This is a genomic window from Enterobacter sp. Bisph1, assembly GCF_000814905.1.
Taxonomy (GTDB): Bacteria; Pseudomonadota; Gammaproteobacteria; order Enterobacterales; family Enterobacteriaceae; genus Kosakonia.
Map to the genome: position 1 here is coordinate 25,408 of NZ_JXAG01000021.1, position 23,858 is coordinate 49,265.

Here is a 23,858-nt window from a genome sequence, read left to right on the forward strand (position 1 = left end):
ACTCCCCCCACTCTTTTCTCCCCCGGAGATGACGTTTTGTCTCAGGACACCATTCTTATCCGCGAGCTTGGCTTGCAGCCTTACGAGCCCGTTTCCCAGGCAATGCATCAATTTACCGACGCCCGCGATGACAGCACGCCTGATGAAATTTGGCTGGTTGAACACTTTCCGGTGTTTACTCAGGGCCAGGCGGGCAAAGCGGAACACGTTCTGGCACCCGGTGATATCCCGGTGATTCAAAGCGATCGCGGCGGCCAGGTCACCTACCACGGGCCAGGCCAGCAGGTGATGTATGTTTTAATCAACCTCAAGCGGCGGAAACTGGGCGTTCGCGAGCTGGTCACGCTGCTGGAAAATACGGTGATCAATACGCTGGCGACGCAGGGTATTAGCGCTCAGGCACGCGCCGACGCGCCGGGTGTCTATGTACAGGGCAAGAAAATCTGTTCGCTGGGTTTACGCATCCGCAAAGGCTGCTCCTTTCATGGCCTGGCGCTGAACATCGCTATGGATCTGGCCCCGTTTATGCGCATCAATCCTTGCGGTTATGCCGGGATGGAAATGACGCAGGTCAGCCGGCTAACGGAAGGCGTTGATATCAATCAGGTTAGGGCAATTCTTGTCCAGCAATTTTTAGCGCTGCTAAACAATCCGCCCCATCAATATATTAACGCTTAATATATTATGTATAGCAACCCGCTTTTTGTGCGGGTCGCTATTTGTTTGGTTTGATAGCGCTTTACAACAGAAGCCATATTCTCTATTTTCAACCTGCCTGCCTTATCGGGCTAATTAGTATTGCAGCACTTCGCCGGGCTTTGTATACGCGCTCCAGGCCAATCTTTTTTTTGCGTCCATTGTCCGGCCTTGCGATGTAAACACGACGTCATAATGTTGAGCGGCCAGACGTTCACTCAAATTAATAAGCAACAAAAAAATTGAATTCAACTATCATTCAGCTTCTGAATGAAACGGAGCACAAGCGTGGATAATAATAACCTGCAGGAAAAGCGAATAATCGTGCGCCCGGACGAAGATAAGCCGCAAGTATTCAGGACACTGCGCAATATTGACCTCAACTTATTGACTATTTTTGAGGCAGTATATGTGCAAAAAGGGATCGTTAACGCGGCGAAAGTGCTCAATCTAACGCCTTCCGCAATTAGCCAGTCCATTCAAAAATTACGCGCCATATTTCCCGACCCCCTTTTCATCCGTAAAGGCCAGGGCGTGACGCCAACGGCTTATGCCACGCATCTACACGAATATATCAGCCAGGGGCTGGAGTCGATTCTCGGCGCATTAGATTTGACCGGCAGCTATGATAAACAGCGCACAATTACTATCGGTACTCCGCCTTCAATTGGTGCATTGGTTATGCCTGTTATCTTTCAGGCAATTAAAGAGAGCGCCCCGCAATTGATGATGCGCAATATTCCGGTTAACGATGCGGAAAATCAGCTCAGCCAGTTTCAAACGGATTTAATTATTGATACCCATCTGGCGAGTTCGCGCACCATTAATCATCACGTTCTTTATAGCGATCGTCTGATGCTGGTGTGCCGTCAAGGGCATCCTTGCTTAAACGGACCGGTCACTGACGCGGCGTTGCAACGCTTTGAGCACACCTTGTTGATGCTGGAAGGGCAAAATCTGAGCGGGCTGCGCCAGCGCGTACAGGAGCTCTTCCCGGAACGTCAGGTGAGTTTTAGCAGTTACAATATGTTTACTATTGCCGCACTGATCGGCAACAGCGATATGCTCGGCCTGATGCCGAAGCGACTGTTTGAATTATTTCGCGGTTGTTGGCCGCTGGCGGAAATTGATTACCCGCCAGTCAGTAAAGAGCAGCTGGAAATATCACTCTATTACAATAAGTTGAGCCTGCGCGATCCGGTTCTGGAGAGCGTAATCGACGTCATCCGACGGGCTTTTTAACGCCCGCCCGTGCCGGGTATCGGCATTAACCTCTCCAGGGCATTTGGCACAAAACAACAACTATTTTACAAATTGCCCGGTTGTCTGGCTGCTTTATCATCCCCATCAATGGTATACTGCGCATAAGTTAATTCAAAAATAGTTGATAAATACAACATTCCCTTGAATTGAAATGCTTACTTCGTTATCCGCAACTGGAACACGCACGCTATGAGTAAACCCATTGTGATGGAACGCGGTGTCAAATATCGCGACGCCGATAAAATGGCGCTTATCCCGGTTAAAAATGTGGCGACAGAGCGCGAAGCCCTGTTAAGAAAACCGGAATGGATGAAGATCAAACTCCCGGCCGACTCTTCCCGTATCCAGGGTATTAAAGCAGCCATGCGCAAAAATGGCCTGCACTCTGTGTGTGAAGAAGCGTCCTGTCCCAACCTCGCTGAGTGTTTCAACCACGGTACGGCAACCTTTATGATCCTCGGCGCCATCTGTACGCGTCGTTGCCCGTTCTGCGATGTTGCCCACGGTCGCCCGGTGGCACCGGATGCCAACGAGCCGCAGAAACTGGCGCAGACTATCGCCGATATGGCGCTGCGTTATGTGGTGATCACCTCCGTTGACCGTGACGATCTGCGCGACGGCGGCGCTCAGCATTTCGCCGATTGCATCAGCGCAATTCGTGAAAAGAGCCCGACGATCAAAATCGAAACCCTGGTTCCCGATTTCCGTGGCCGCATGGATCGTGCGCTGGATATTCTCACCGCCACGCCGCCGGACGTGTTTAACCACAACCTCGAGAACGTGCCGCGTATTTATCGCCAGGTGCGTCCCGGTGCGGATTACAACTGGTCACTGAAGCTTCTGGAGCGTTTTAAAGAAGCGCACCCGGAGATCCCAACCAAATCCGGCTTGATGGTGGGCCTGGGCGAAACCAACGCGGAAATTATCGACGTGATGCGCGATCTGCGCCGCCACGGCGTAACGATGCTGACGCTGGGGCAATATTTGCAGCCAAGCCGCCATCACCTGCCGGTTCAGCGCTATGTCAGCCCGGATGAGTTTGACGAGATGAAAGAGGAAGCGCTGGCGATGGGCTTTACCCATGCGGCATGCGGCCCGTTCGTTCGTTCCTCTTACCATGCGGACATGCAGGCAAAAGGCCTGGAAGTGAAGTAATACTTACTTACATACTGCACAAAAAAACCGGCTCTGCGCCGGTTTTTTATTGCCTGTCAAAGCGCGGTTACTCTTTATGAGAGAGTTTCTCTGCCGTGACTTCGTCAGCTTTTTTCGCTGCATCATCATCATTCATGGCTTTTTTAAAGCCTTTGATGGCTGCGCCCAGGTCACCGCCGAGGGTACGCAATTTTTTGGTTCCAAACAGCAGAACAACCAGTGCGGCCACTACCAGCAGTTTGGTAATACTAATCTCACCCATAGATACCTTCTTTCGTAAAACAGGCTGCTTAAAGCGCCATTATAACCGGACTTCATTAACGGTCATTCGACGCGCGCACACAATAGCAATGTGTAACGAGATGAATCAAGTGTTGATTAAAAAAACATCACAATAAATATGGCGCAGCGAAACGGCGATGCTTAAGTACCGGCAATGATTCCCGCGTTTGCGCCACGCGCTCAGGCGTAGCCTCAGCGAATATCAACTGCGGCTCTTGCGTTGCTGAGGCAATCGTCACGCCTTGCGGGTCAATGACCCGGCTCAGACCGATATTTTTAGTGCCGCACTCACTGGAAGCGACAATATAACAGGTGGTATCCAGCGCACGCGCCGACAGCAGCGTCGCCCAGTGCTGCTCTTTAAGCGGACCACGTACCCACGCGGAAGGCAAAACAAGCAGCTCCGCGCCCTGCAGCGCCAGCGCCATCGCCAGGTCGGGGAAGCGCAAATCGTAGCAGGTCATCAGCCCCACCTGCATCCCCTCAACGGTGATTAATGGCGGCAGCTGTTGTCCGGCATCCACCCGTGCCGATTCCTGCATGTTAAATGCGTCATACAGATGCAGCTTGGCATACTGCGCGATAATCTCTCCGCCGCGCAGCACTACCAGCGTATTGAGCGCTCTACCCTGCGTTGAAGGCACATGAACCGTCAGCACCGTAGTGAGGTTATTACGCTGGCTCTCGCTGCGCAGCAGGCTCAGGAAGCCGCCATCAAGGGGCTGCGCCGCTTTTACGGAAAAGAATGGGTCAGCATCATCTCGTGCCAGGATCGCTTCTGGCAGCACCAGCAGCGATGCCTGACCCTGCGCCGCCTGCGCCATCAATTCGACACAGGTTTGCGCATTGGTCCGCCAGTCTGGCGTCACCACAAATTGCCCGGTTGCAACTATCATCTTTAGCCCTCTCGCTTCTTCACCGTAGCCATAAAATAACGGCGACGTTAAACTCTACGCTCTACCTAATCAAATAGCAGGATTCTGCGGTGTTACAACTTCTTTTAGCAGTCTTTATTGGCGGGGGAACCGGCAGCGTAGCGCGCTGGATGTTAAGCATGAAGCTCAATCCGGCCCATCACGCGATTCCTGTTGGAACGTTAATGGCTAACCTGCTGGGGGCGTTTATTATTGGTATGGGGCTGGCGTGGTTCAATCGTATGACGCATATCGACCCGGTTTGGAAGGTTCTGCTTACCACCGGTTTTTGCGGCGGGCTGACGACCTTTTCAACCTTTTCCGCAGAGGTCGTTTTTTTGCTGCAGGAAGGGCGAATCAACTGGGCGTTATTAAACGTCGCGGTAAATCTGCTCGGCTCGTTTGCCATGACAGCGCTGGCGTTCTGGCTGTTTTCATCGGTTAACGCAAACTGAGGCAATAAAAAACCCGCCAGAAGGCGGGTTTTGGGATTCTTGCTGTACGCAGCTGATTAAACAGGCATTACGTTGGCAGCGGATGGGCCTTTGGCACCGTTAGTGATTTCAAACTCAACGCGCTGGCCTTCAGCCAGGGTTTTGAAACCATTGCTCTGGATTGCAGAGAAGTGTACGAACACGTCTTTGCTGCCATCTTCCGGAGTAATGAAACCGAATCCTTTGGATTCATTAAACCACTTAACGTTACCTTTAATCTTAGACATCAAAATTACCTTTACATGAAAAAACGACACAAATGCTGTGTCGTGTATCAGTACAACAATTGTGACGACTTTTGTCCAGTCGTTATTCATCAAAAAGTGATAAATGTCGCTAAAATTTTTACAAAAGTGAGTTTAATCCTTGATTTAGGGATGGATATATTTTGTTCATCTCTCGCAAGGCGTTGTTAGCACTCAAAACTGGAAGCGCAGCCAGGCAAAAAAGACGTTGCCGTTATTGTAGGTGCCGGGGATGTAAGTCATCTGGAACGTCGCCGGACCATAACCTACCGACGCCAGAGGCAACAGCACCGGCAGGGGAATGTAGTGCCAGTTATCACGGGCGGTCACGCCTGCTGTATAGCCCAACCCAACATGGAAACTATCATCCGCCAGCGGACGCCAGGTTTTTTCCCAACCGTAACCACCAATCGGCTCCCATTTGTTAAACGAGTCCTTAAAGGCCATCAAATAGATCCCGTGCCAGTTACCGGCGTCATCCCAGCGCGACTGCCCGAAGCCCGCGCCCCATGGGCGTTCATTGTAGTGGTCAGTTTTTTCTTTGTCGTAGGCGAAACGCGCATGCCAGGTGATGGCCGGAACATAGAGATCATATTGTTCCGGCTGCTGCCAGGTTTGTTTGATATTGCTTTTCAAATCGGTAAACCATGAACTCTGTGCGGAAATTGCGGTGGTAACGATTGTCAGCTGACAAAAAAGTGAAACTAAAAGGGCTAAAAACGTCTTTTTTACAAACACTCAAATTATTCCATCTGTTCTAATAAAAAAATTCCGCGGCATGCTAGCGGACTCTTTTATTAGGGAAATCGGAATAATTCTGAAAAAAATAGGTAATACACCCGGCAAGGATTTTTGTAAGTAAAAATATCAAACAATGCGCCCCATTCAGGGGCGCAAAATAGTGATTAACGTTTACGATGCAGTAATAAATAGACCGCAGGAATAACCAGCATTGAGAGCAACGGCGCGGTCACCATACCGCCGATCATCGGTGCCGCGATACGGCTCATCACCTCGGAACCGCTGCCGCCGCCCCACATAATCGGCAGCAAACCGGCCATGATCGTTGCGACAGTCATCACCTTTGGCCGCACTCGCAGCACCGCGCCTTCGTGGATAGCCTGCAACAGAAGCTTATTTCCGTTATCGTCTTCGCGGGTACGATATTTATCCAGCGCCTGATTAAGATACAGCACCATAATAACGCCGAACTCGGCCGCTACCCCGGCAAGCGCAATAAACCCCACGGCCCCCGCAACGGATAAATTATATCCCAGCAGCCACAATAACCAGACACCGCCAATCAGCGAGAACGGTAACGTCCCCATAATTAACAGGGCATCTGAAATACGCTTAAAGGTAACAAAAAGCAGGACAAAAATAATCATTAGCGTGACCGGTAAAACTATTTTCAGCTTTGCTGTAGCGCGCTCCAGGTACTCAAACTGACCGGACCAGGAGAGCGTCACACCCTGCGGCAATTTCACCTGCTGTGCCACCTGCCGTTGCATCTCTTCCACCGCCGACTTTAAATCGCGGCCGCGTAGATCAACATAGATCCAGTTTGATAAGCGCGCATTTTCACTTTTCAGCATCGGCGGGCCTTCTGTCACTGCAATCTCCGCCAGCTCGCCTAACGCAATCTGGCTGCCGTTTTCGGTGATCACCGGCAGTTTGCGCAGGCTGTCAACGTTATCGCGTATTTCACGCGGGTAGCGCATATTGATGGGGTAACGCTCACGGCCGTGCAGCACTTCGCCAATATTTTCCCCGCCCACCAGCGTCGCCACAAGCGACTGCAACTCTTTTACCGACACGCCATAGCGCGCGGCCTGCTGCCGGTTAATGTTGATATCAACGTAGCGCCCGCCAGCCAGCCGTTCTGCCAGCGCCGACGTCACGCCCGGCACCGTTTTCACCACCTGTTCTATCTCCTGCGCCACGCGTTCAATATCGGCAATATTATTGCCGTTCACCTTAATCCCGACCGGGCTTTTGATACCGGTGGCCAGCATATCCAGGCGGTTACGAATCGGTGGTACCCAAACGTTGGCGATACCCGGCACATTAACAGCTTTATCGAGTTCCTCCACCAGCTTCTCCGGCGTCATTCCGGGTCGCCATTGGTCGCGCGGTTTAAAGCGAATGGTGGTTTCAAGCATGGTTAACGGCGCGGGATCGGTCGCGCTCTCCGCCCTCCCCGCCTTGCCAAATACACTTTCCACTTCCGGCACGCTTTTGATCAGCCGGTCGGTTTGTTGTAACAGGCGTCCGGCCTCGCGGGCAGAAATTCCCGGTAACGTCGAAGGCATATAGAGCAAATCGCCTTCGTTGAGCGGCGGCATAAACTCACTGCCCAAACGGCTTAACGGCCACAATGTTGCCACCAGCAACAGCAGCGCAATGCCCAGCGTCGCTTTCGGCCACGCCAGCACCTTATCAAGCAGCGGCTCATACAGACGGATCAAAAAACGGTTAATCGGGTTAGCTTTTTCATCAGGAATTTTGCCACGAATAAAATAGCCCATCAGTACCGGCACCAGCGTGATGCCCAGGCCAGCGGCAACCGCCATCGCCCAGCTTTTGGTGAAGGCCAGCGGCGAAAACATCCTTCCTTCCTGCGCTTCCAGGGAAAACACCGGAATAAACGACAAGGTAATGATCAGCAGGCTGCAGAACAGCGCAGGCCCCACTTCTACCGCTGCTTTTTCCGAAAAACGCCAGTAATCCGCACTCGTCGGCTGACGATCGGGGTTATCGTGCCGCCACTGTTCCATTACCTTGTGCATGTTCTCAATCATCACGATGGCCGCATCGACCATCGCGCCGATGGCAATCGCAATCCCGCCGAGGGACATGATATTGGCGTTGATCCCCTGATAATGCATGACGATAAACGCGCCGAGGATACCCAGGGGCAACGAGACGATCGCCACTAACGCCGAGCGGAAATGGAACAGAAACAGCGTACAGACCAGCGCGACAACGATAAATTCTTCAATCAGCTTATGCGTCAGCGTTTTCACCGCGCTTTCAATCAGGGTAGAACGATCGTAGACCGGGACGATCTCCACCCCGGCAGGCAGGGTTTTCTCAATCTCGCTGAGTTTCGCTTTCACCGCATGAATGGTTTCCAGCGCGTTTTTGCCGTAGCGCATCACCACAATGCCGCCCGCTACTTCCCCTTCGCCGTTATATTCGGCCACGCCACGGCGCAGCTGCGGCCCGAGGCGCACCGACGCGACATCCGCGAGCATAACGGGCACGCCTTCCCGGCTGGCGATCACTATCTGGCGGAAATCCGCAAGCTCGCGCAGATAACCGGTGGTGCGCACCATAAACTCGGCTTCGCCCATCTCCAGCAGCGCGCCGCCGCTCTCCTGGTTCGCCGCCTGCACCGCGCTAATAATTTGCTGATGCGTAATATTCAGCGCCCGCATTTTTGCCGGGTCCGGCACAATCTGGTACTGACGAACCATACCGCCAACGCTCGCCACTTCCGCAACGTTTGGCACCGTTTTCAGTTCAAACTTCAGCGTCCAGTCCTGCAACGCACGCAGATCCGCCAAATTATGTTTCCCGCTGCGATCCACCAGCGCGTATTCATAAATCCAGCCGACGCCGGTCGCATCCGGTCCTAACGCAACATCTACACCCGCAGGCAGCGATGACTGAATTTGGCTGAGATTCTCCAGCACCCGCGAACGCGCCCAGTAGAGATCGGTATCGTCATCAAACAGCACATAGACATAGGCATCGCCGAACATCGAATAGCCGCGTACGGTTTTAGCGCCTGGCACCGAAAGCATGGCGGTGGTCAGCGGATAGGTCACCTGATCTTCAATAATTTGCGGCGCTTTACCCGGATAACTGGCGCGAATAATCACCTGCACATCGGAAAGATCCGGCAGCGCGTCCAGCGGCGCACGCTGCAAAGACCAAATCCCCCAGCCGGTAAGCACCAGCGCCGCCAGGAGGATCAATAAACGGTTGCGAAGCGACGCACGAATCACGGCAGCAATCATTTTTTCGCCTCCGGCATCGCCATCAGATGCGTGATCACCGCGCCCTGTTCTTCATCCAGCGTGAAGCTAAACATCACCGTATCGCCCGCTTTAATCGCCGGGTCGGGCTGCTTAAGCACAAAATCCATAGTCATTGCGCCCCAGTTCAGCGCCGGAATCGGCGGGTGCGCCAGCGTAATGCTCTCTGCGGAGATCTCTTTAACAACCCCCGTTGAGTCATAACTTTGCATGTGCTTTTCGATCGCTTGCGGGGAGTGCTGCCCAGGCAAGGCGCTGCGCAAACTGGCTTCAGAGTCGATCAGGAACTGGCCCGAGGTGACCACATTATCGCCCTCTTTCAGCCCGCTTGTTACTTCCGTCCAGCCCTGCGCCGTGCGCCCGGTGGTGATGTTGACCGCCTGGAAATGACCGTCGCCGGTCGCCAGCAATACGCGGCTGGTTGTACCTGTTTCGATCAGCGCCTCTTCTGGCATCGCCAGCACCGCTGGCCGTTGCGCCGCGGCAGGCTGGGTCACCGTCAGGAACATCCCGGGTTTGAGTTTTTGCTGCGGGTTATCCAACACAATGCGCGCTTTCAACGTCCGGGTAGTGATTTCCAACTGCGGTAACAATTCACTGACCCGCCCGTGGAACGCTTCACCCGGCCAGCTGGCAGACGTTGCCTCGATGTCGCTCCCCGCCATTAACGCCTGCGCCTGGCTTTGGGGGTAATCCACCACCAGCCAGACGGGATCCAGGCTCGCCAGTTCGAACAGGGTTTGCGTGGCGGCAACCTGAGCGCCTTCGCGGGCATCAAGCTTGACTACATACCCGTCGCGATCGGCACGCAGGGTTAAGCGGGTTTGCGGTTTCCCGCTGCGTTCAACGCTGCGAATAATCGCCTCGGGCATAAACTGCAGCGCCAGGCGTTCGCGGGCAGCGCGCGTTAGCTCACTATCGCCCAACTGGCGCACCGCCAGATACTCCTGCTGTGCGGTCGTCCACTGCGGGATCCACAGCGCCGCCAGCGCATCGCCTTTTTTCACCCATTGCTGCGGGGCGCGGACAAACAGTTTTTCCACCACGCCCGCCGCCGGCGAAGGAACGTTTTGAATACTCCGTTCATCGGTCGTTACCGTGGCGAACGCAGAGAATGCCTCGCTCAGGGCGCGTTTTTCCACCTTCGCAGTGGTCATACCCAGATTTTGCTGCTGTTGGGCGCTGACGCTGACACCACCGCTGGCGGGCGTTTCATCGGCATAACGCGGCACCAGTTCCATATCCATAAACGGTGATTTACCCGGTTTATCAAAACGCTGTCCTGGCACCATCGGATCGTACCAGTACAGCACCTTCCGCTCCGGCGTTTGTGCGGTGGACTCGACTGGCGTGCTGTGCTGATAGCCGACAAAATAGCCCACCCCGGCCGCCACGCAGGCACCGATCGCCATGGCTAATATCGTTTTTTTCATTAGTTCAACTCCTGAGGGATCAGCCAGCGGATGGCGGCCCACTTCTGCGCCATCGCTTTTTCAGCCTGATTAACGGCCAGTTCGCTATCGAGCACGTTGCGGCGCGCTTCCAGCAGTGCCGCCAGATCCGACTGCCCCGAACGGTATTGCGCGGTCAACAAAGTGGCTCGCTGACGCACCAGCGGCAACACCTCATCACGCTGACGCGTCCACAAGGTTTGCGCGGCCTGATATTCAGCAATAAAGGTACGCAGTTGCGCCGTGCGATCGCGCTCGGCCAGCGCCAGCTGGTCGTTTGCCTGTAGCGTGCGGGACACATCCGCGGCGTGATCTTTATCCTGGCGGCGCGACTGGAACAGCGGCAGATCGACGGTAAACATCACTCCGGCCATATCCTCATAGCCTTCCGCCCGGCGTCCGTACCACACTTCCACTTCCACGTCCGGAATGGCCGCAATAGCCGACTCAGCAGAGCGCGCTTTGGCACTGTTTGTAGCAGCAGCGGCAGCGACGATATCCGGGTGCTGAACAATGCCCTGCAGCAGCGTTTTTTCATCCGCTGGCAGACGTTGGTAGCGCGGAAGCTCGCCGGAGACGGCGCTAACCTCTTGCCCGGTCAACTGCATCAGGCGCGCTTGCGCCAGCTGTACATCGCGCTCGGCAAGGGTGACTTTATCGCGCATGCCGCTCAACCCCACCTGGAATGCCAGTACGCTGTCAGGCGCAGCACTGCCTGCGCTCACGGTGGCGCGCTGTGCGCCCTGCTGGCGTTCGGTTTCCGCCAGCAGTTTGCGCGCGGTCTGCAACGCCTGCTGCGAGAGCGCCAAATCGAGCCAGGCCTGCGCGCTATCACGCTGTATATTTGCGCGTACCACGGCAGATTTCGCGCTGACGCTGTGCGCCTCGGCCTGCAAGGTGTCGGCTTTACGCTCGCGTTTTTCCGCGCTGACATACTGCTGCATAATGCCGACCCGCTGCATGGTCATCCCTTCACGGGTTAAGCGACGGTCGTTATTGCCCTGTACCGGGACGTTTTCAATGCCGAATTTCAGTTTCGGATCCGGCAGTTGGCGGGCGGAATCCGCCATCGCATCCAGCGCTTGCACTTCATTGCGATTGGCGGAAAGTTCGGCGGAATAGCGCTCAGCGGCGGCCAGAGTTTGCGCAAGCGTCAGTGACTCCGCCTGTACGGCGGAGCACATCAGTCCGAGCAACACCCCGCCGAGCCGCAAGCTCAGCGAGAAACGTTTCATTGCTGCCCCCGGTTAGCGCTGTGGCGTCAATGAAACGAGCTGGTAGCCGTTTTCGTTCTGCACAAAGGTAAAGTCGACGCTGTCGCCCACCTTCACCTGCGGCAGCGCACTCCCTTGGGTCAGGGCAAACGCCATGGTCATCGGCGGCCAGTTCAGGGCGGGAATGGCTTTATGGAAAATGGTGATCGCGTCAGGGCTGATTTTTTTAATCACCCCCTCGCTTTGATAGGTCTGAGCCTGTGCCTGTGGGGCCCCATGATGCGACATAGGGTGTGAGGCGTGCATATCTTGCGCGTTAGCGGCAAAAGCAGAGAACAACAGTACGCCAGAGAGCATGCAAAGATGAGAAGAACGCATAATAAAACTCCTGTTAAACAATGAAATAGGCGAAATTCAGTGCATTAACAGGTTCTTATTCGCGAAAGCGGCAAAAGCGGATCGTTGCCGGTGGGCCTGCGGCAGGCGGAGATAAGGTTCCTGCGTCACGGGAGAGAGAAAGATAAACAGGCTGCACCATCGACAGGGTCAGCGAAACGGGCAGCGCCACCAGAGAAGGATGATGACCCTCTTTCGGGGCCTGATCCGGTACACAATGTTTTTCGCACAGCGGCGTATTCATCATGTCCATCTGCGGCGCATCGTTGTCCATCATCATATGATGATCCAGATGCTGAACCATCACATTTTCACCCTGCACGCTTAGATGGCAGCCATGGGCGGCAATCGCCATCTGGCTCTGAATAAACAGCCAGCCGAACGCCACCATCAGCATCAAAAGATGCCGCTTAATAAAGCGTAACCGGAAGCTGCCTGCGTGCATATTGCCGCCATGGGTGAAAGAACAATTACCGCGAGTATATGTAGCGTAAAAAATTTTTTTAAAGTGTTTTTGAAATAATTTACGCTGGCAAACGAAACATAAGCAGAATCGCGAGATTAATTAACTTATTAACTTCATTTAAATAACAAATAGAGTATTTTTTATTAATATACTGTCTTAACCGGCCGCTGATTATTTTTGGCGAGGGTAACTTTTTTCACTGATTATTTGCTCAACACATCGCTTTGTTGATTTTAATCATCTACCCTGCGGCGGTTATTCGGCACATTGCGTTGCCCGTTTTTTTTACTTACTTATCATTCAGGTCAACTCCGGGGCCAACTACATGTTATTAACAATTATAGAACTGCTGATCGGCGTGGTGGTGATTGTCGGCGTGGCGCGCTACATCATCAAAGGTTACTCCGCCACCGGCGTACTGTTTGTCGGCGGTCTGACGCTATTAATTGCCAGCGCGCTGATGGGCCACAAAGTCTTACCCGCCAGCGCCGCCAGCACTGGCTATAGCGCGACGGATATTGTCGAATACATCAAAATTCTGTTGATGAGTCGCGGCGGCGATCTCGGCATGATGATCATGATGCTGTGTGGTTTTGCCGCCTATATGACGCATATTGGCGCAAACGACATGGTGGTCAAACTGGCTTCGCGCCCGCTGCGCTTTATCAACTCGCCCTACGTTCTGATGATTGCCGCCTATTTTGTTGCCTGTTTGATGTCGCTGGCGGTCTCTTCCGCGACGGGACTTGGCGTGTTGTTGATGGCGACGCTGTTCCCGGTGATGGTTAACGTCGGTATTAGCCGCGGTGCGGCAGCGGCGATCTGCGCCTCTCCGGCGGCCATTATCCTCTCTCCGACCTCGGGTGATGTGGTGCTGGCAGCAAAAGCGGCAGAGATGCCGTTGGTTGACTTTGCCTTTAAAACCACCCTACCGATTTCCATCGCAGCGATTATCGCTATGGCGATTGCACACTTCTTCTGGCAGCGCTATCTGGATAAAAAAGAGCATATCGTCGCTGAAATACTCGATGTGAAAGATATCACCACCAAAGCCCCGGCCTTTTACGCCATCCTGCCGTTTACACCGATTATCGGCGTGCTGATTTTCGACGGCAAATGGGGCCCGGAACTGCATATCATCACTATTTTGGTTATCTGTATGCTACTGGCGGCGGTACTCGAGTTTTTCCGCGGCTTCAACACGCAAAACGTTTTTTCCGGCCTCGAAGTGGCCTATCGCGGCATGGCAGATGCCTTTGCTGGCGTAGTGATGCTGCTGGTCGCCGCCGGGGTATTCGCCCAGGGCTTAAGCACCATTGGCTTTATTCAGAGCCTGATTTCAATCGCGACCTCCTTCGGTTCGGCAAGCATTATTTTGATGCTGGTACTGGTCACTTTAACCATGCTGGCGGCGATGACCACCGGCTCCGGTAATGCGCCGTTTTACGCCTTTGTTGAGATGATCCCGAAACTGGCCCATGAATCGGGCATTAACCCGGCTTACCTGTCGATTCCGATGCTGCAGGCGTCCAACCTTGGCCGCACCATCTCCCCGGTTTCCGGTGTCGTTGTTGCCGTTGCCGGGATGGCGAAAATTTCTCCCTTTGAAGTGGTGAAACGCACATCAGTGCCGGTGATCGTCGGCCTGATCGTAGTGATTATCGCCACGGAAGTGCTGGTTCCCGGCGTCGCCGTCCATTAAGAGAAGCAACAGATAAAAAAGCGCCTGCCCGGCGCTTTTTTTTTATGCTTTAATAACGCATGGCAATCATCTGGATTCACACATCAGGAATCGACATGTTTATAAAGGGATTCTTCACCTGCGCCGCCGTTGCCGCTACGTTGTTCGCGACCGCTTCTGCCGCACCGCTTCAGCCCAAACAGTACGGTGATTTTGACCGTTATGTACTGGCGCTCTCCTGGCAAACCGGTTTTTGCCAAAGCCTGCATGCCCAGGGCCGTAACGAACCCGACGAGTGCCGGCTGCAAAAAGAACCCGCCAACAAAGCCGATTACCTGACGGTACATGGCCTGTGGCCTGGCCTGCCCAACTCTATCGCCGCGCGCGGCGTTGACGATCGTCGCTGGATGCGCTTCGGTTGTGCAACGCGCCCCGTTCCGAATATGCCGGAGGCGAAAAGCAGCCAGAAATGCGCGGCGGCAGAGACCGGCCTGTCGCTGGAAGTGGCCAATAAACTCAACGCCGTGATGCCCGGCGCGGGCAGTACCACCTGTCTTGAACGCTATGAATACGCCAAACACGGCGTCTGCTTTGGCTTCGATCCCGACGACTATTTTGGCACTATGGTGCGCATGGATACGGAGATCAAACAGAGCGCGCTCGGTCAGTTCCTCGCTGAAAATTACGGGAAAACCATCAGCCGCGACGCATTTAACGCCGCGGTGGCAAAAGCCTGGGGCGCGCAGAGTGTGAAAGCGGTGAAACTGACCTGTAGCGGTAACCCGGCATGGCTGACGGAGGTGCAGATTGCCATCAAGTCCGCTGCCATCAACGCACCGCTTTCGACCACCTCTTTTCTGCCGCAGCCGCATCCCGGCAACTGCGGGGACAACTTCATGATTGATAAAGCGGGTTACTGAATCCTAATTCCGGCAAATGTGCGCATCGTCACTTCACAGGGTGCAAAGGTGTCAGTATTATCCCCTATCAGATAAACCCTCGCTGCCAGACGGCGAGGGTTTTTCTTTGGATCATTCACCTGACATGGAGTAGCAGATGTCCAGACCAGCCATTATTATTAACGAGCGAGATGCCGCGCGCCTCGACCGTTTGCTTGAGCAGCCCGCTCACGCTAGCCTCCCGGTTGCGGATGCGCTTAATCAAGAGCTGGATCGCGCTCAAATGTGCGCACCAGAAGCGATGCCACATGATGTGGTAACAATGAACAGCAAGGTAAAATTCCGCGAGTTGAAAAGTGGCGAAGAGCGCGTCCGCACGCTGGTCTATCCGGCAGATATGACCGACAGCGCCAGCCAGCTCTCCGTGCTCGCTCCCGTGGGTGCTGCGCTGTTGGGTTTGCGCGTGGGTGATACGATCCACTGGGATCTGCCGGGCGGCGCAACCACCGATCTTGAAGTGCTGGAACTGCTTTACCAGCCCGAAGCCGCAGGCGATTTTAACCGTTAATCTCCGCCCTGCGTTATTATGCAGAGGATGCGCCCGCATCCTCTTTCCGCTCCCGGCCGATATTCTTCAGATTTGCCATCCAGGCAGCAAAATATTCTTGCCAGCTATGATTCAATCTGCATGACATAATCAACAGGGAGAAGCGTTTATGTATAAGACCATTATTATGCCGGTCGATGTGTTCGAAATGGAGTTAAGCGACAAAGCCGTACGTCACGCTGAATTTCTCGCCCAAAGCGAAGGCGTAATCCATCTATTGCATGTTTTACCCGCCTCCGCCAGCCTGAGCCTGCACCGTTTCGCCGCCGATCTGCGCCGTTTCGAAGAGCATCTGCAACAGGAAGCGCAAACGCGCCTCAGCAGTATGGTAACGCATTTTAATATCGACTCTTCACGCATTCACGTTCACGTGCAGTTTGGTAACGTGCGCGACGTGGTGAATGAATTAGCCGAAGAGCTGAACGCCGATATGGTGGTGATTGCCTCCCGCAATCCCTCTATCTCTACCCACCTGCTTGGCTCGAATGCCGCAAGTATTGTGCGCCATGCGCATATTCCTGTGCTGGTTGTGCGGTAAGAACAATCAACCATAAAAAAGAGGCTGCCGGGTGGCAGCCTCTTTACGTTTGCAGGTCTTGTCTTACTTTCTTATTTTACTTATGCCGTTTTGGTGCGGATCAGATAGTCAAAAGAGCTCAGTGATGCTTTGGCACCTTCACCGGTAGCAATAATGATCTGTTTGTACGGCACCGTGGTGCAGTCGCCTGCGGCAAAGACACCTTTCACGCTGGTTTCGCACTTGGCGTCGATAATGATCTCGCCCATGCGGTTAAGCTCAATTGCGCCTTCCAGCCAGGTGGTATTCGGCAGCAGACCAATCTGGACAAAGATCCCCGCCAGCGCAACCTGATGCACGTCGCCGCTGATGCGATCGCGATACTCCAGACCGGTGACTTTACTGCCGTCACCTTTCACTTCGGTGGTCTGCGCATTGAGGATAATGTCGACGTTTTTCAGGCTGCGAATTTTATCCTGCAGGACCTGATCGGCTTTCATTTCCGGGGCGAATTCGAGCAGCGTAACGTGCTCAACAATCCCGGCCAGATCGATAGCCGCTTCGACACCGGAGTTCCCGCCGCCGATAACCGCCACGCGTTTACCTTTAAACAACGGGCCGTCACAGTGCGGGCAGTAGGTTACGCCTTTGGTGCGATACTGATCTTCGCCGGGCACGTTCATATTGCGCCATTTCGCGCCGGTGGCAATGATAATACTGCGTGCTTTCAGCACCGCGCCGGACCCGGTTTCAATCTGATGCAGCCCGCCTTCAACCGCCGCAGGCACCAGTTTGCTGGCGCTCTGGCTGTCGATGACATCCACTTCATAATCCGCAACGTGCGCTTTCAGCGCGCCGGCAAATTTCTGGCCTTCGGTTTTAGGGACCGAAATATAGTTTTCAATGTCTACGGTATCCAGCACCTGACCACCAAAGCGTTCGCCCATCAGGCCGGTACGAATGCCTTTACGTGCGGAGTAAACCGCCGCCGCCGCGCCCGCAGGGCCGGAGCCAACAATCAGCACATCATAGGCGTCGCGTTTGTTCAGCTCTTCCGCAGCACGTTTTTCCGCGCCGGTATCGATTTTGGCAACGATTTCCGTCAGCGTCATACGGCCCTGGCCGAACTCTTTACCGTTAACAAACACCGCCGGAACGCCCATCACGTTGCGATCGGTAATTTCGTTCTGGAACGTGCCGCCATCAATTGCCGTATGTTTGATACGCGGGTTGAGCACCGCCATCAGGTTCAGCGCCTGCACCACGTCCGGGCAGTTATGACATGACAGCGAGTAATAGGTTTCAAACTCGAAATCGCCGTCAAGGTTGCGGATCTGCTCCAGCAGCGCCTGCGCCTCTTTCGACGGATGACCACCGGTCCACAGCAGCGCCAGCACCAGTGAAGTAAATTCGTGACCCAGCGGCGAACCGGCAAAACGCGGACCGGTATTTGAGCCTGGGTTAGTGATCATAAATGAGGGTTTGCGCACCGACAGGCTGTTGTCTTCTTTAAAGGAGACCTTGTCTGACAGCTCCGCGATTTCTGCAAGCAGTTCCTTGATTTCTGCCGATTTAGCGCTGTCGTCCAGCGTGGCAATCAGCTCAACAGGTTTGGTCAGCTTCTCAAGGTAGGCTTTGAGCTGCGTTTTCATTGTGGTGTCGAGCATTATTTATCTCCTGCGTAGAAACATCATCATGCAAGCTGCCTTGCGCGGCTGCCTGAATGCAACTTGAATCATGGTGTTGGAATGAAACGGGCACCGAAGCACCCGTTTGGCTAAATTCGCCAGTATTTCGTGTTCCGGGAAGGCGGCAAGCTTAAGAATCCCCGGGAGCTTACATAAGTAAGTGACCGGGGTGATTAAGCGCAGCCAACGCCCCCGGAGCGCGAAAGACGCAGTGAATTTTAGATTTTGCCGACCAGGTCGAGGGACGGAGCCAGAGTCGCTTCACCCTCTTTCCACTTAGCCGGGCACACTTCACCTGGGTGAGAAGCCACGTACTGAGCCGCTTTGATTTTACGCAGCAGGTCAGATGCGTCGCGGCCGATGCCTTCAGCGGTGACTTCGATAGCCTGGATGATGCCCTGCGGGTCAACAACGAAGGTAGCACGGTCGGCCAGGCCTTCATCTTCACGCATGTTTTCGAAGTTACGGGTCAGGGCGCCAGTCGGGTCGCCGATCATTGCGTATTTGATTTTCGCAATGGTTTCGGAGCTGCTGTGCCATGCTTTATGGGTAAAGTGGGTATCGGTAGAAACAGAGTAAACATCCACGCCCAGTTTCTGCAGCTCTTCGTAGTGGTCAGCCACGTCGCCCAGTTCAGTCGGGCATACGAAGGTGAAGTCAGCCGGGTAGAAGAAGAAAACGCTCCAGCGGCCTTCGGTATCTTTCTCGGTTACTTCGATGAACTCACCGTTTTTGAACGCCTGGTTTTTGAAAGGTTTAATCTTGGTATTAATTAAGGACATCTATACTTCCTCCGTGTTTTCGTTGAGGTGTAAGGTAACGAACTTCGATCGTCAGAGCCAATGCATTTGCTTTATCAAATCAATAAGCGTTAGCTAACAACCCGCAACGTGCAACCTTGTGAACGGCTTAATCGCCAAAAGCAAAAAGGCCACCGCGACGGGTGGCCTCGATACCTGAAATACCCGCGGGTAACTTCAGCGCCAGCACGCTGGCTATGTTTTGCGCTCATCAGCCAAAAGTCAATAAGCGGTTTTGATTACACCACTGCTGACGAGCGGCGACAATGTTTTTCCCTGCGATCTTACCAATGGCTGCGATAGGTTTGCTCTAAGTCTCAATTTACCCATTGAATTAATAAGGATTTTTATGTTTAAGCGCTTGTTAATGTTGACCCTCCTCCCGCTGACCCTGCATGCCGAAGAGCTGCCTGCGCCGGTGAAAGCGATAGAAAAACAAGGCATTACTATTATCAAATCCTTCGACGCGCCGGGCGGCATGAAAGGCTATCTGGGAAAATATCAGGAAATGGGCGTGACTATTTATGTCACGCCGGACGGTAAACACGCCATCTCCGGCTATATGTACGATGAGGCGGGCACGAACCTGAGTGAAAAAATGATTGCTAAAGACATCTACGCCCCGGCCGGCCGCGCGCTATGGCAGCGGATGGAAAAAGCCGACTGGCTGCTGGACGGCAAAAAAACCGCGCCGCGCGTGGTATACGTGTTTGCCGATCCCTATTGCCCGTACTGCAAACAGTTCTGGCAGCAGGCGCGCCCGTGGGTGGAGTCCGGCAAAGTACAAATTCGCACCCTGCTGGTGGGCATTATCAAACCGGAAAGCCCGGCCGCAGCGGCAGCGATTATGAGCGCTAAAGATCCGGCGCAAAGCTGGCATGACTATGAGCAATCCAATGGCAAAATGGCGCTGACGCTGCCCACCAGCGTGCCGCCGGAAATAGCCAAAACGCTCAATATGCATCAGAAAATCATGGACGAACTCGGCGCGAATGCCACGCCCGCTATTTACTATATGAATGAAGAGAATGTATTGCAGCAGGAAGTCGGTTTGCCCGATGGCGAAAAAATGAAAACCATTATGGGCGAGAAATAACGGCGGCGCAGGCAGCACCGCCGACCACGCTATAATTTACACAGGCGCTCGGCCGCCGCCAGCAGCGTCGATTCCTGCTTCGCAAAGCACAGGCGGATAAGCTTATGCGGGAAGGGATCGGCGCAGAACACCGACAGCGGGATCGCCGCCACGCCTATCTCTTTCGTTAGCCACTGGCAAAAGCGCACATCATCGAGATCGGAAACGGCGCTGTAATCCGCCAGCAGAAAATAGGTGCCTTCGCAGGGCAAAATTTCAAGCTTGCTGGGATGTAACGCATTCACCAGCACATCGCGGCGCGCGCGGTAAAACTGCGCTAATTCACGGTAATGCTCCGGCTCGGCGCGCAACATATCCGCCAGCGCCAGCTGCGCCGGGGTATTTACCGAGAACGTCAGATATTGATGCACCTTACGCAGCTCTGCGCTAATGGCAGCGGGTGCCACGCAGTAACCCACTTTCCAGCCGGTCATATGGTAGGTTTTGCCGAATGACGAAACCGCTACCGCCCGCTCACGTAATTGTGGATGTGCCAGCACGCTGGCGTGCCCCTCTTCGCTAAAACAGATATGTTCATACACTTCATCACTGAGCAGATAAATTTCGCGCTCGGCAATCGCCTGCCATAGCGCAGCGAAATCGGCTTTGCGCCAGACGGTTGCCGACGGGTTGTGCGGCGTATTCAAAATTACCAGTCGCGTGCGCTCGCTCAGAAACCCGGCAAAAGCCTGCCAGTCGACATGAAAATGCGGCGGCTGCAGGGCAATGCGCTTTAATACGCCACCGGCTAGCTCTACCGCCGGCGCGTAACTGTCGTAACTCGGATCAAAACAGATCACTTCATCGCCCTGACGCACCAGCGCGGTGATCGCCGCATACAATGCTTCCGTCGCCCCGGCCGTAACGGTGATATCGCTATTAACGTCCGGTTTGTGACCGTACAGTTCCGCGGTTTTATCGGCAATCGCTTCGCGCAGCGCCTGCACGCCGATCATCGGCGCGTACTGATTCGCCCCCTGCGCCACGTGAAACGCTAATCGCTCCTGCAAATAACGCGGCCCATCGAAATCCGGAAAACCCTGTGACAGGTTAATCGCCTGATGCTGCTCTGCCAGCGCGCTCATCTGCGTGAAGATCGTCGTGCCGAGGGACGGGAATTTACTTTTTGGAATCAGTGGGTTATCGCTCATTGTTCTCAGCCTGCTAGTTATATGCGTGTTGTTAGCACAATAACATGATGCTAGCTCTGACGGCGGCTGAATGAAAAGAGCGAACTGCTTTATGGGCAAAGGTGGCTGCGTACGGGTTCAAGGCAAAGTAAAAAAGCACCTTTATTGAGAGTCAAAATATCCCTGAGATGCTTGTTTGCACTATGGCAGCTAAGTGCCAGAAGCGAACGTATACAGGTTTACAACTGCCTGTAAGTAAACTGAATTTGACTTTCTCGCTCAATTTGTGAAGAGATTTAACACTTTTGGTATCAAAGTTGTGTACAGGTGTAACCATATGTTGGTAAGTATAATGGTATATTTCCTAAAATTAATGTGTCTGATTGCTGAACAACTCCAAGAGTGATTTACTGCGCATCTGGTTTGTTGTATGTGCTTACTGTAAGCAAAAGAAAACATGAACAACAAAAAAATAATTCAAAGAAAACTGCTGAAATATCACAGTAATTCTTTAAAAACTTTTAGTTATTATTCAGATCTTGCAGGCGCTGACCTGCGTTTTATGGATCTCCGGAGGCTCAATTTGAGAAATATCAATTTATCCGGAAGTGACCTTTCTTTCAGTGATCTAAGTGGCGCTGATTTATCATTTGCCAGACTTAAGGGGGCTAATATCAGTAATTGCAAAACAGAAGGGGCTATCTTCGATCATGCTGTTTGCACAGGTGTTGACTTCTCTAGAAGTAATATCGAAGCCGCAAGTTTTACTGGTGCATTGATAGATGATGATTCCGTGCCGGAGGCTACGTTGACCACTACACCTCTTATCACTGTATACATGCCGACATGGAATCGAGAAGCGCTGACAATTCGGGCTATAAAGTCTGTTATTAAACAAGATTATGCTCATTGGGAACTTATCATTATTGATGATTTTTCCTCTTCTTTTGAGACGCTGAAGGCATTTGTTGCTGAACTTAGAGATCCACGTATAACATACATTCGCAATGAATTTAATTCGGGTGCCTGCGCTGTACGAAATCAGGCCATAAAAATGGCCAAAGGCTATTTGATCACAGGCCTGGATGATGATGACGAATGGCTTCCTACGCGTCTTTCGTCGTTTGTTGCATATCAGTACAAGCTTGAGACTCACGCATTTTTGTATGCCAATGATTACCTATGCGACAGCAGCGGTTATCAAAATATAAGTGAATTGAAGAACTATCCCAAACCCGCATACAAAAAGAGCCTGTTTGATAAAAGAAATATAATCGGTAATCAAATGCTGACTTTAACCGACAGACTACGTAAGACGTTGTTTGATGAGAAACTGAGTGCAGCGCAGGATTATGATGCTTTTTATCGGCTGGCTGAAATATACGGAGATCCATTCAAACTGGACGACATTACCCAAGTGCTTTATGTCAATCATGGTGAAGTTCGAATAACATGTTCAGGGCGAAAGTTCGCAGGCTATCTGGATTTCTATCGAAAACATAAATCCAAACTCGATTCTTCGAGTAAGAAATATCAGCTTTTCACGCTTTATTATATCCGTAACAAAAGCATGAGCTTACGTACAATGATGAAACTTATGACACTTCGCAATTTAAAAAGATATATGATGATGTATTCCAGTTTTAGTAAAAGAAAGTTCTAATTCGTCAATTTTGATGAAGGGTTTGCGCTATGCTCGATGATAGTGCTGTCCTATTTGAGATTAAAATCGTAAGACACGCCACTCAATGGCTAGCGCCTGCTCTTCGCTCTAAGCGGACTTTCAGCTCACTTAGCTCGTCCGCTTTGTGCCAACGCGGAAGATAGCGCGTCATAACGATTTCAGGATAACCCATATAATGGCTTTCTGTTTCAAATTATCGTGGTCGGAATATGATCCTGCCACATCCGGAGCAAATTGCTTTTAAAGCAAATTCCAGTACCACCACTCTGGCCAAATGTACCAGGCTCTTTACTCTGCCACGACCTACTGAAACTGGCAGAATTATTTCCACACGCTGGCAATATCCCCCACCACAGACAACACTGCTTAAGCCACCAGCCCTAATGGAGTAAATCATGCCGGATGAATTCTACTGGATTAATGAGCCGCAGCAGTGGCGCAAAGCGCGTGACAAAGTCGACGTGGTCACCGACGGTCACACCGATTTTTGGCGTAAAACCTGGTACGGGTTTGAGCGCTTCAGCGGTCATGGTTTTGTGCACGACGTGACGGGAGACTTTACCTTTCAGGTGCGCATTCAGGCGCGCTTCTCCGAGCTGTACGATCAGGCAGGCATTTTACTGGTAGCCGACGCGCAGAATTGGCTGAAAGCCGGTATCGAATTTAACGATGGCGCGCCCGCCATTGGCAGCGTGTTAACACAAGGTCATTCCGACTGGGCTACCGGGATATTTCCCGGTGACGCGGCTGACTTCTGGCTGCGCCTGAGCCGCAAAGGCGACGCACTTCGGCTGCAATACTCTACTGACGGTTGTAGATGGCCATTGTTGCGATTGTGTCATTTCCCCCATCCGCGCTGCGCCGTGGGTATGATGTGCTGCACGCCGGAGCGAAGCGGGCTGGAAGTGAGTTTTTCAGAAATTGCCCTTACACCGTTACTGGAGAAAGATCTGCACGATCTGAGTTAGCCCTGTGCCGCCTGCGTTAGATAATCGACCGATACTTTTTTAGTTCGGTTGCCGCCTGCGGCAATAATCGAAAAAGTAGCCATTGAAACCTTTCAGCTGTTTCTCAGAAGTGTGCTGATCATTTGAATGA

23 protein-coding genes and 1 pseudogene are annotated in these 23,858 nt (G+C 53.0%); 12 read left to right on the forward strand and 12 right to left on the reverse strand.

The genetic code is table 11. The annotated features are described in order from the left end of the window. Positions 1 to 36 precede the first annotated feature (36 nt). The 3 genes from lipB (at position 37) to lipA (ending at position 3,114) form a co-directional block, all read left to right on the forward strand. Positions 37 to 678 carry a lipoyl(octanoyl) transferase LipB gene (lipB, locus tag RW65_RS01850; protein ID WP_039054950.1) on the forward strand — a complete coding sequence of 214 codons (642 nt, stop codon included), beginning with the start codon at positions 37 to 39 and terminating at the stop codon, positions 676 to 678. Positions 679 to 984: 306 nt separating this feature from the next. After that, a complete protein-coding gene (locus RW65_RS01855; protein WP_039054951.1) occupies positions 985 to 1,938 on the forward strand; it encodes a YbeF family transcriptional regulator in 954 nt (317 codons plus the stop codon). A gap of 210 nt (positions 1,939 to 2,148) precedes the next feature. Continuing rightward, positions 2,149 to 3,114, forward strand: a complete 966-nt coding sequence (gene lipA, locus RW65_RS01860; protein ID WP_039054952.1) for a lipoyl synthase — start codon at positions 2,149 to 2,151, stop codon at positions 3,112 to 3,114. Between the two features lie 67 nt (positions 3,115 to 3,181). Here lipA and tatE read toward each other — a convergent pair whose 3' ends face one another. Beyond that, the gene (gene tatE / locus RW65_RS01865; RefSeq protein WP_017455877.1) at positions 3,182 to 3,376 is read right to left on the reverse strand and encodes a twin-arginine translocase subunit TatE; all 195 of its coding nucleotides are present in this window, start codon (positions 3,374 to 3,376) and stop codon (positions 3,182 to 3,184) included. Positions 3,377 to 3,503: 127 nt separating this feature from the next. Continuing rightward, entirely contained in the window at positions 3,504 to 4,292 is a 789-nt protein-coding gene (locus RW65_RS01870) for a deaminated glutathione amidase (protein WP_039054953.1), read from the reverse strand. Between the two features lie 89 nt (positions 4,293 to 4,381). Between RW65_RS01870 and crcB the strand changes: the two genes are divergently transcribed. Beyond that, the gene (gene crcB / locus RW65_RS01875; protein WP_039054954.1) at positions 4,382 to 4,765 is read left to right on the forward strand and encodes a fluoride efflux transporter CrcB; all 384 of its coding nucleotides are present in this window, start codon (positions 4,382 to 4,384) and stop codon (positions 4,763 to 4,765) included. A gap of 56 nt (positions 4,766 to 4,821) precedes the next feature. Here crcB and cspE read toward each other — a convergent pair whose 3' ends face one another. From cspE to RW65_RS01910, 7 genes are all read right to left on the reverse strand, one after another. Beyond that, positions 4,822 to 5,031: a transcription antiterminator/RNA stability regulator CspE gene (gene cspE / locus RW65_RS01880; RefSeq protein WP_007373839.1), complete on the reverse strand. Its 210-nt coding sequence runs from the start codon at positions 5,029 to 5,031 to the stop codon at positions 4,822 to 4,824. A 192-nt stretch (positions 5,032 to 5,223) separates the two neighbouring features. Next, positions 5,224 to 5,787: a lipid IV(A) palmitoyltransferase PagP gene (gene pagP / locus RW65_RS01885; protein ID WP_039054955.1), complete on the reverse strand. Its 564-nt coding sequence runs from the start codon at positions 5,785 to 5,787 to the stop codon at positions 5,224 to 5,226. Positions 5,788 to 5,954: 167 nt separating this feature from the next. Next, a complete protein-coding gene (locus RW65_RS01890) occupies positions 5,955 to 9,074 on the reverse strand; it encodes an efflux RND transporter permease subunit (RefSeq protein WP_039054956.1) in 3,120 nt (1,039 codons plus the stop codon). Next, positions 9,071 to 10,525, reverse strand: coding sequence for an efflux RND transporter periplasmic adaptor subunit (locus RW65_RS01895; protein ID WP_039054957.1), 1,455 nt, complete (start codon positions 10,523 to 10,525; stop codon positions 9,071 to 9,073). The genes RW65_RS01890 and RW65_RS01895 overlap by 4 nt, the downstream gene beginning before the upstream one ends. Next, positions 10,525 to 11,778 carry a TolC family protein gene (locus RW65_RS01900; RefSeq protein WP_039054958.1) on the reverse strand — a complete coding sequence of 418 codons (1,254 nt, stop codon included), beginning with the start codon at positions 11,776 to 11,778 and terminating at the stop codon, positions 10,525 to 10,527. The genes RW65_RS01895 and RW65_RS01900 overlap by 1 nt, the downstream gene beginning before the upstream one ends. A 12-nt stretch (positions 11,779 to 11,790) precedes the next feature. Beyond that, a complete protein-coding gene (locus RW65_RS01905) occupies positions 11,791 to 12,135 on the reverse strand; it encodes a copper-binding protein (RefSeq protein ID WP_502685537.1) in 345 nt (114 codons plus the stop codon). Between the two features lie 55 nt (positions 12,136 to 12,190). After that, complete coding sequence (locus RW65_RS01910; RefSeq protein WP_039054960.1) at positions 12,191 to 12,598, reverse strand: hypothetical protein; 408 nt, start codon at positions 12,596 to 12,598, stop codon at positions 12,191 to 12,193. Between the two features lie 346 nt (positions 12,599 to 12,944). On the opposite strand from RW65_RS01910, the gene dcuC reads away from it, so the two are divergent. The 4 genes from dcuC (at position 12,945) to uspG (ending at position 16,344) form a co-directional block, all read left to right on the forward strand. After that, complete coding sequence (gene dcuC / locus RW65_RS01915) at positions 12,945 to 14,321, forward strand: anaerobic C4-dicarboxylate transporter DcuC (protein WP_039054961.1); 1,377 nt, start codon at positions 12,945 to 12,947, stop codon at positions 14,319 to 14,321. Positions 14,322 to 14,422: 101 nt separating this feature from the next. Next, positions 14,423 to 15,220, forward strand: a complete 798-nt coding sequence (gene rna / locus RW65_RS01920; RefSeq protein ID WP_502685538.1) for a ribonuclease I — start codon at positions 14,423 to 14,425, stop codon at positions 15,218 to 15,220. A 136-nt stretch (positions 15,221 to 15,356) separates the two neighbouring features. Then, positions 15,357 to 15,767: a nucleoside diphosphate kinase regulator gene (gene rnk, locus RW65_RS01925; protein ID WP_039054963.1), complete on the forward strand. Its 411-nt coding sequence runs from the start codon at positions 15,357 to 15,359 to the stop codon at positions 15,765 to 15,767. A gap of 148 nt (positions 15,768 to 15,915) precedes the next feature. Then, positions 15,916 to 16,344 carry a universal stress protein UspG gene (gene uspG, locus RW65_RS01930; RefSeq protein ID WP_039054964.1) on the forward strand — a complete coding sequence of 143 codons (429 nt, stop codon included), beginning with the start codon at positions 15,916 to 15,918 and terminating at the stop codon, positions 16,342 to 16,344. 80 nt (positions 16,345 to 16,424) lie between these two features. On the opposite strand, the gene ahpF is transcribed toward uspG, so the two are convergent. Together ahpF and ahpC are read right to left on the reverse strand one after the other, a co-directional pair. Beyond that, positions 16,425 to 17,990, reverse strand: coding sequence for an alkyl hydroperoxide reductase subunit F (gene ahpF / locus RW65_RS01935; RefSeq protein ID WP_039054965.1), 1,566 nt, complete (start codon positions 17,988 to 17,990; stop codon positions 16,425 to 16,427). Positions 17,991 to 18,229: 239 nt separating this feature from the next. After that, positions 18,230 to 18,793 carry an alkyl hydroperoxide reductase subunit C gene (gene ahpC / locus RW65_RS01940; RefSeq protein ID WP_015965404.1) on the reverse strand — a complete coding sequence of 188 codons (564 nt, stop codon included), beginning with the start codon at positions 18,791 to 18,793 and terminating at the stop codon, positions 18,230 to 18,232. Positions 18,794 to 19,160: 367 nt separating this feature from the next. On the opposite strand from ahpC, the gene dsbG reads away from it, so the two are divergent. Then, entirely contained in the window at positions 19,161 to 19,907 is a 747-nt protein-coding gene (gene dsbG, locus RW65_RS01945) for a thiol:disulfide interchange protein DsbG (protein ID WP_039054966.1), read from the forward strand. Between the two features lie 29 nt (positions 19,908 to 19,936). Here dsbG and RW65_RS01950 read toward each other — a convergent pair whose 3' ends face one another. After that, entirely contained in the window at positions 19,937 to 21,097 is a 1,161-nt protein-coding gene (locus tag RW65_RS01950) for a pyridoxal phosphate-dependent aminotransferase (protein WP_039054967.1), read from the reverse strand. A 436-nt stretch (positions 21,098 to 21,533) separates the two neighbouring features. On the opposite strand from RW65_RS01950, the pseudogene RW65_RS23130 reads away from it, so the two are divergent. The 3 genes and pseudogenes from RW65_RS23130 to RW65_RS01960 all read left to right on the forward strand — a co-directional run. After that, positions 21,534 to 21,839 (forward strand): annotated as a pseudogene (locus tag RW65_RS23130) (pentapeptide repeat-containing protein); the annotation flags it as partial. A gap of 45 nt (positions 21,840 to 21,884) precedes the next feature. Further along, positions 21,885 to 22,739 carry a colanic acid biosynthesis glycosyltransferase WcaA gene (gene wcaA, locus RW65_RS01955; RefSeq protein ID WP_231564348.1) on the forward strand — a complete coding sequence of 285 codons (855 nt, stop codon included), beginning with the start codon at positions 21,885 to 21,887 and terminating at the stop codon, positions 22,737 to 22,739. A 416-nt stretch (positions 22,740 to 23,155) separates the two neighbouring features. Next, positions 23,156 to 23,728 (forward strand): DUF1349 domain-containing protein, encoded by a 573-nt coding sequence (locus tag RW65_RS01960; RefSeq protein ID WP_039054968.1) that lies wholly within the window; start codon positions 23,156 to 23,158, stop codon positions 23,726 to 23,728. Positions 23,729 to 23,858 lie beyond the last annotated feature (130 nt).

Bases quoted from the DNA above. Each gene is read 5' to 3' on its own strand.
- RW65_RS01950 (WP_039054967.1), bottom strand. From the start codon at position 21,097: ATGAGCGATAACCCACTGATTCCAAAAAGTAAATTCCCGTCCCTCGGC.
- rnk (WP_039054963.1), top strand. From the start codon at position 15,357: ATGTCCAGACCAGCCATTATTATTAACGAGCGAGATGCCGCGCGCCTC.
- dsbG (WP_039054966.1), top strand. From the start codon at position 19,161: ATGTTTAAGCGCTTGTTAATGTTGACCCTCCTCCCGCTGACCCTGCAT.
- RW65_RS01960 (WP_039054968.1), top strand. From the start codon at position 23,156: ATGCCGGATGAATTCTACTGGATTAATGAGCCGCAGCAGTGGCGCAAA.
- ahpF (WP_039054965.1), bottom strand. From the start codon at position 17,990: ATGCTCGACACCACAATGAAAACGCAGCTCAAAGCCTACCTTGAGAAG.
- lipA (WP_039054952.1), top strand. From the start codon at position 2,149: ATGAGTAAACCCATTGTGATGGAACGCGGTGTCAAATATCGCGACGCC.
- RW65_RS01890 (WP_039054956.1), bottom strand. From the start codon at position 9,074: ATGATTGCTGCCGTGATTCGTGCGTCGCTTCGCAACCGTTTATTGATC.
- cspE (WP_007373839.1), bottom strand. From the start codon at position 5,031: ATGTCTAAGATTAAAGGTAACGTTAAGTGGTTTAATGAATCCAAAGGA.
- RW65_RS01900 (WP_039054958.1), bottom strand. From the start codon at position 11,778: ATGAAACGTTTCTCGCTGAGCTTGCGGCTCGGCGGGGTGTTGCTCGGA.
- RW65_RS01895 (WP_039054957.1), bottom strand. From the start codon at position 10,525: ATGAAAAAAACGATATTAGCCATGGCGATCGGTGCCTGCGTGGCGGCC.
- uspG (WP_039054964.1), top strand. From the start codon at position 15,916: ATGTATAAGACCATTATTATGCCGGTCGATGTGTTCGAAATGGAGTTA.
- RW65_RS01905 (WP_502685537.1), bottom strand. From the start codon at position 12,135: ATGCGTTCTTCTCATCTTTGCATGCTCTCTGGCGTACTGTTGTTCTCT.
- dcuC (WP_039054961.1), top strand. From the start codon at position 12,945: ATGTTATTAACAATTATAGAACTGCTGATCGGCGTGGTGGTGATTGTC.
- tatE (WP_017455877.1), bottom strand. From the start codon at position 3,376: ATGGGTGAGATTAGTATTACCAAACTGCTGGTAGTGGCCGCACTGGTT.
- ahpC (WP_015965404.1), bottom strand. From the start codon at position 18,793: ATGTCCTTAATTAATACCAAGATTAAACCTTTCAAAAACCAGGCGTTC.
- RW65_RS01910 (WP_039054960.1), bottom strand. From the start codon at position 12,598: ATGCACGCAGGCAGCTTCCGGTTACGCTTTATTAAGCGGCATCTTTTG.
- RW65_RS01870 (WP_039054953.1), bottom strand. From the start codon at position 4,292: ATGATAGTTGCAACCGGGCAATTTGTGGTGACGCCAGACTGGCGGACC.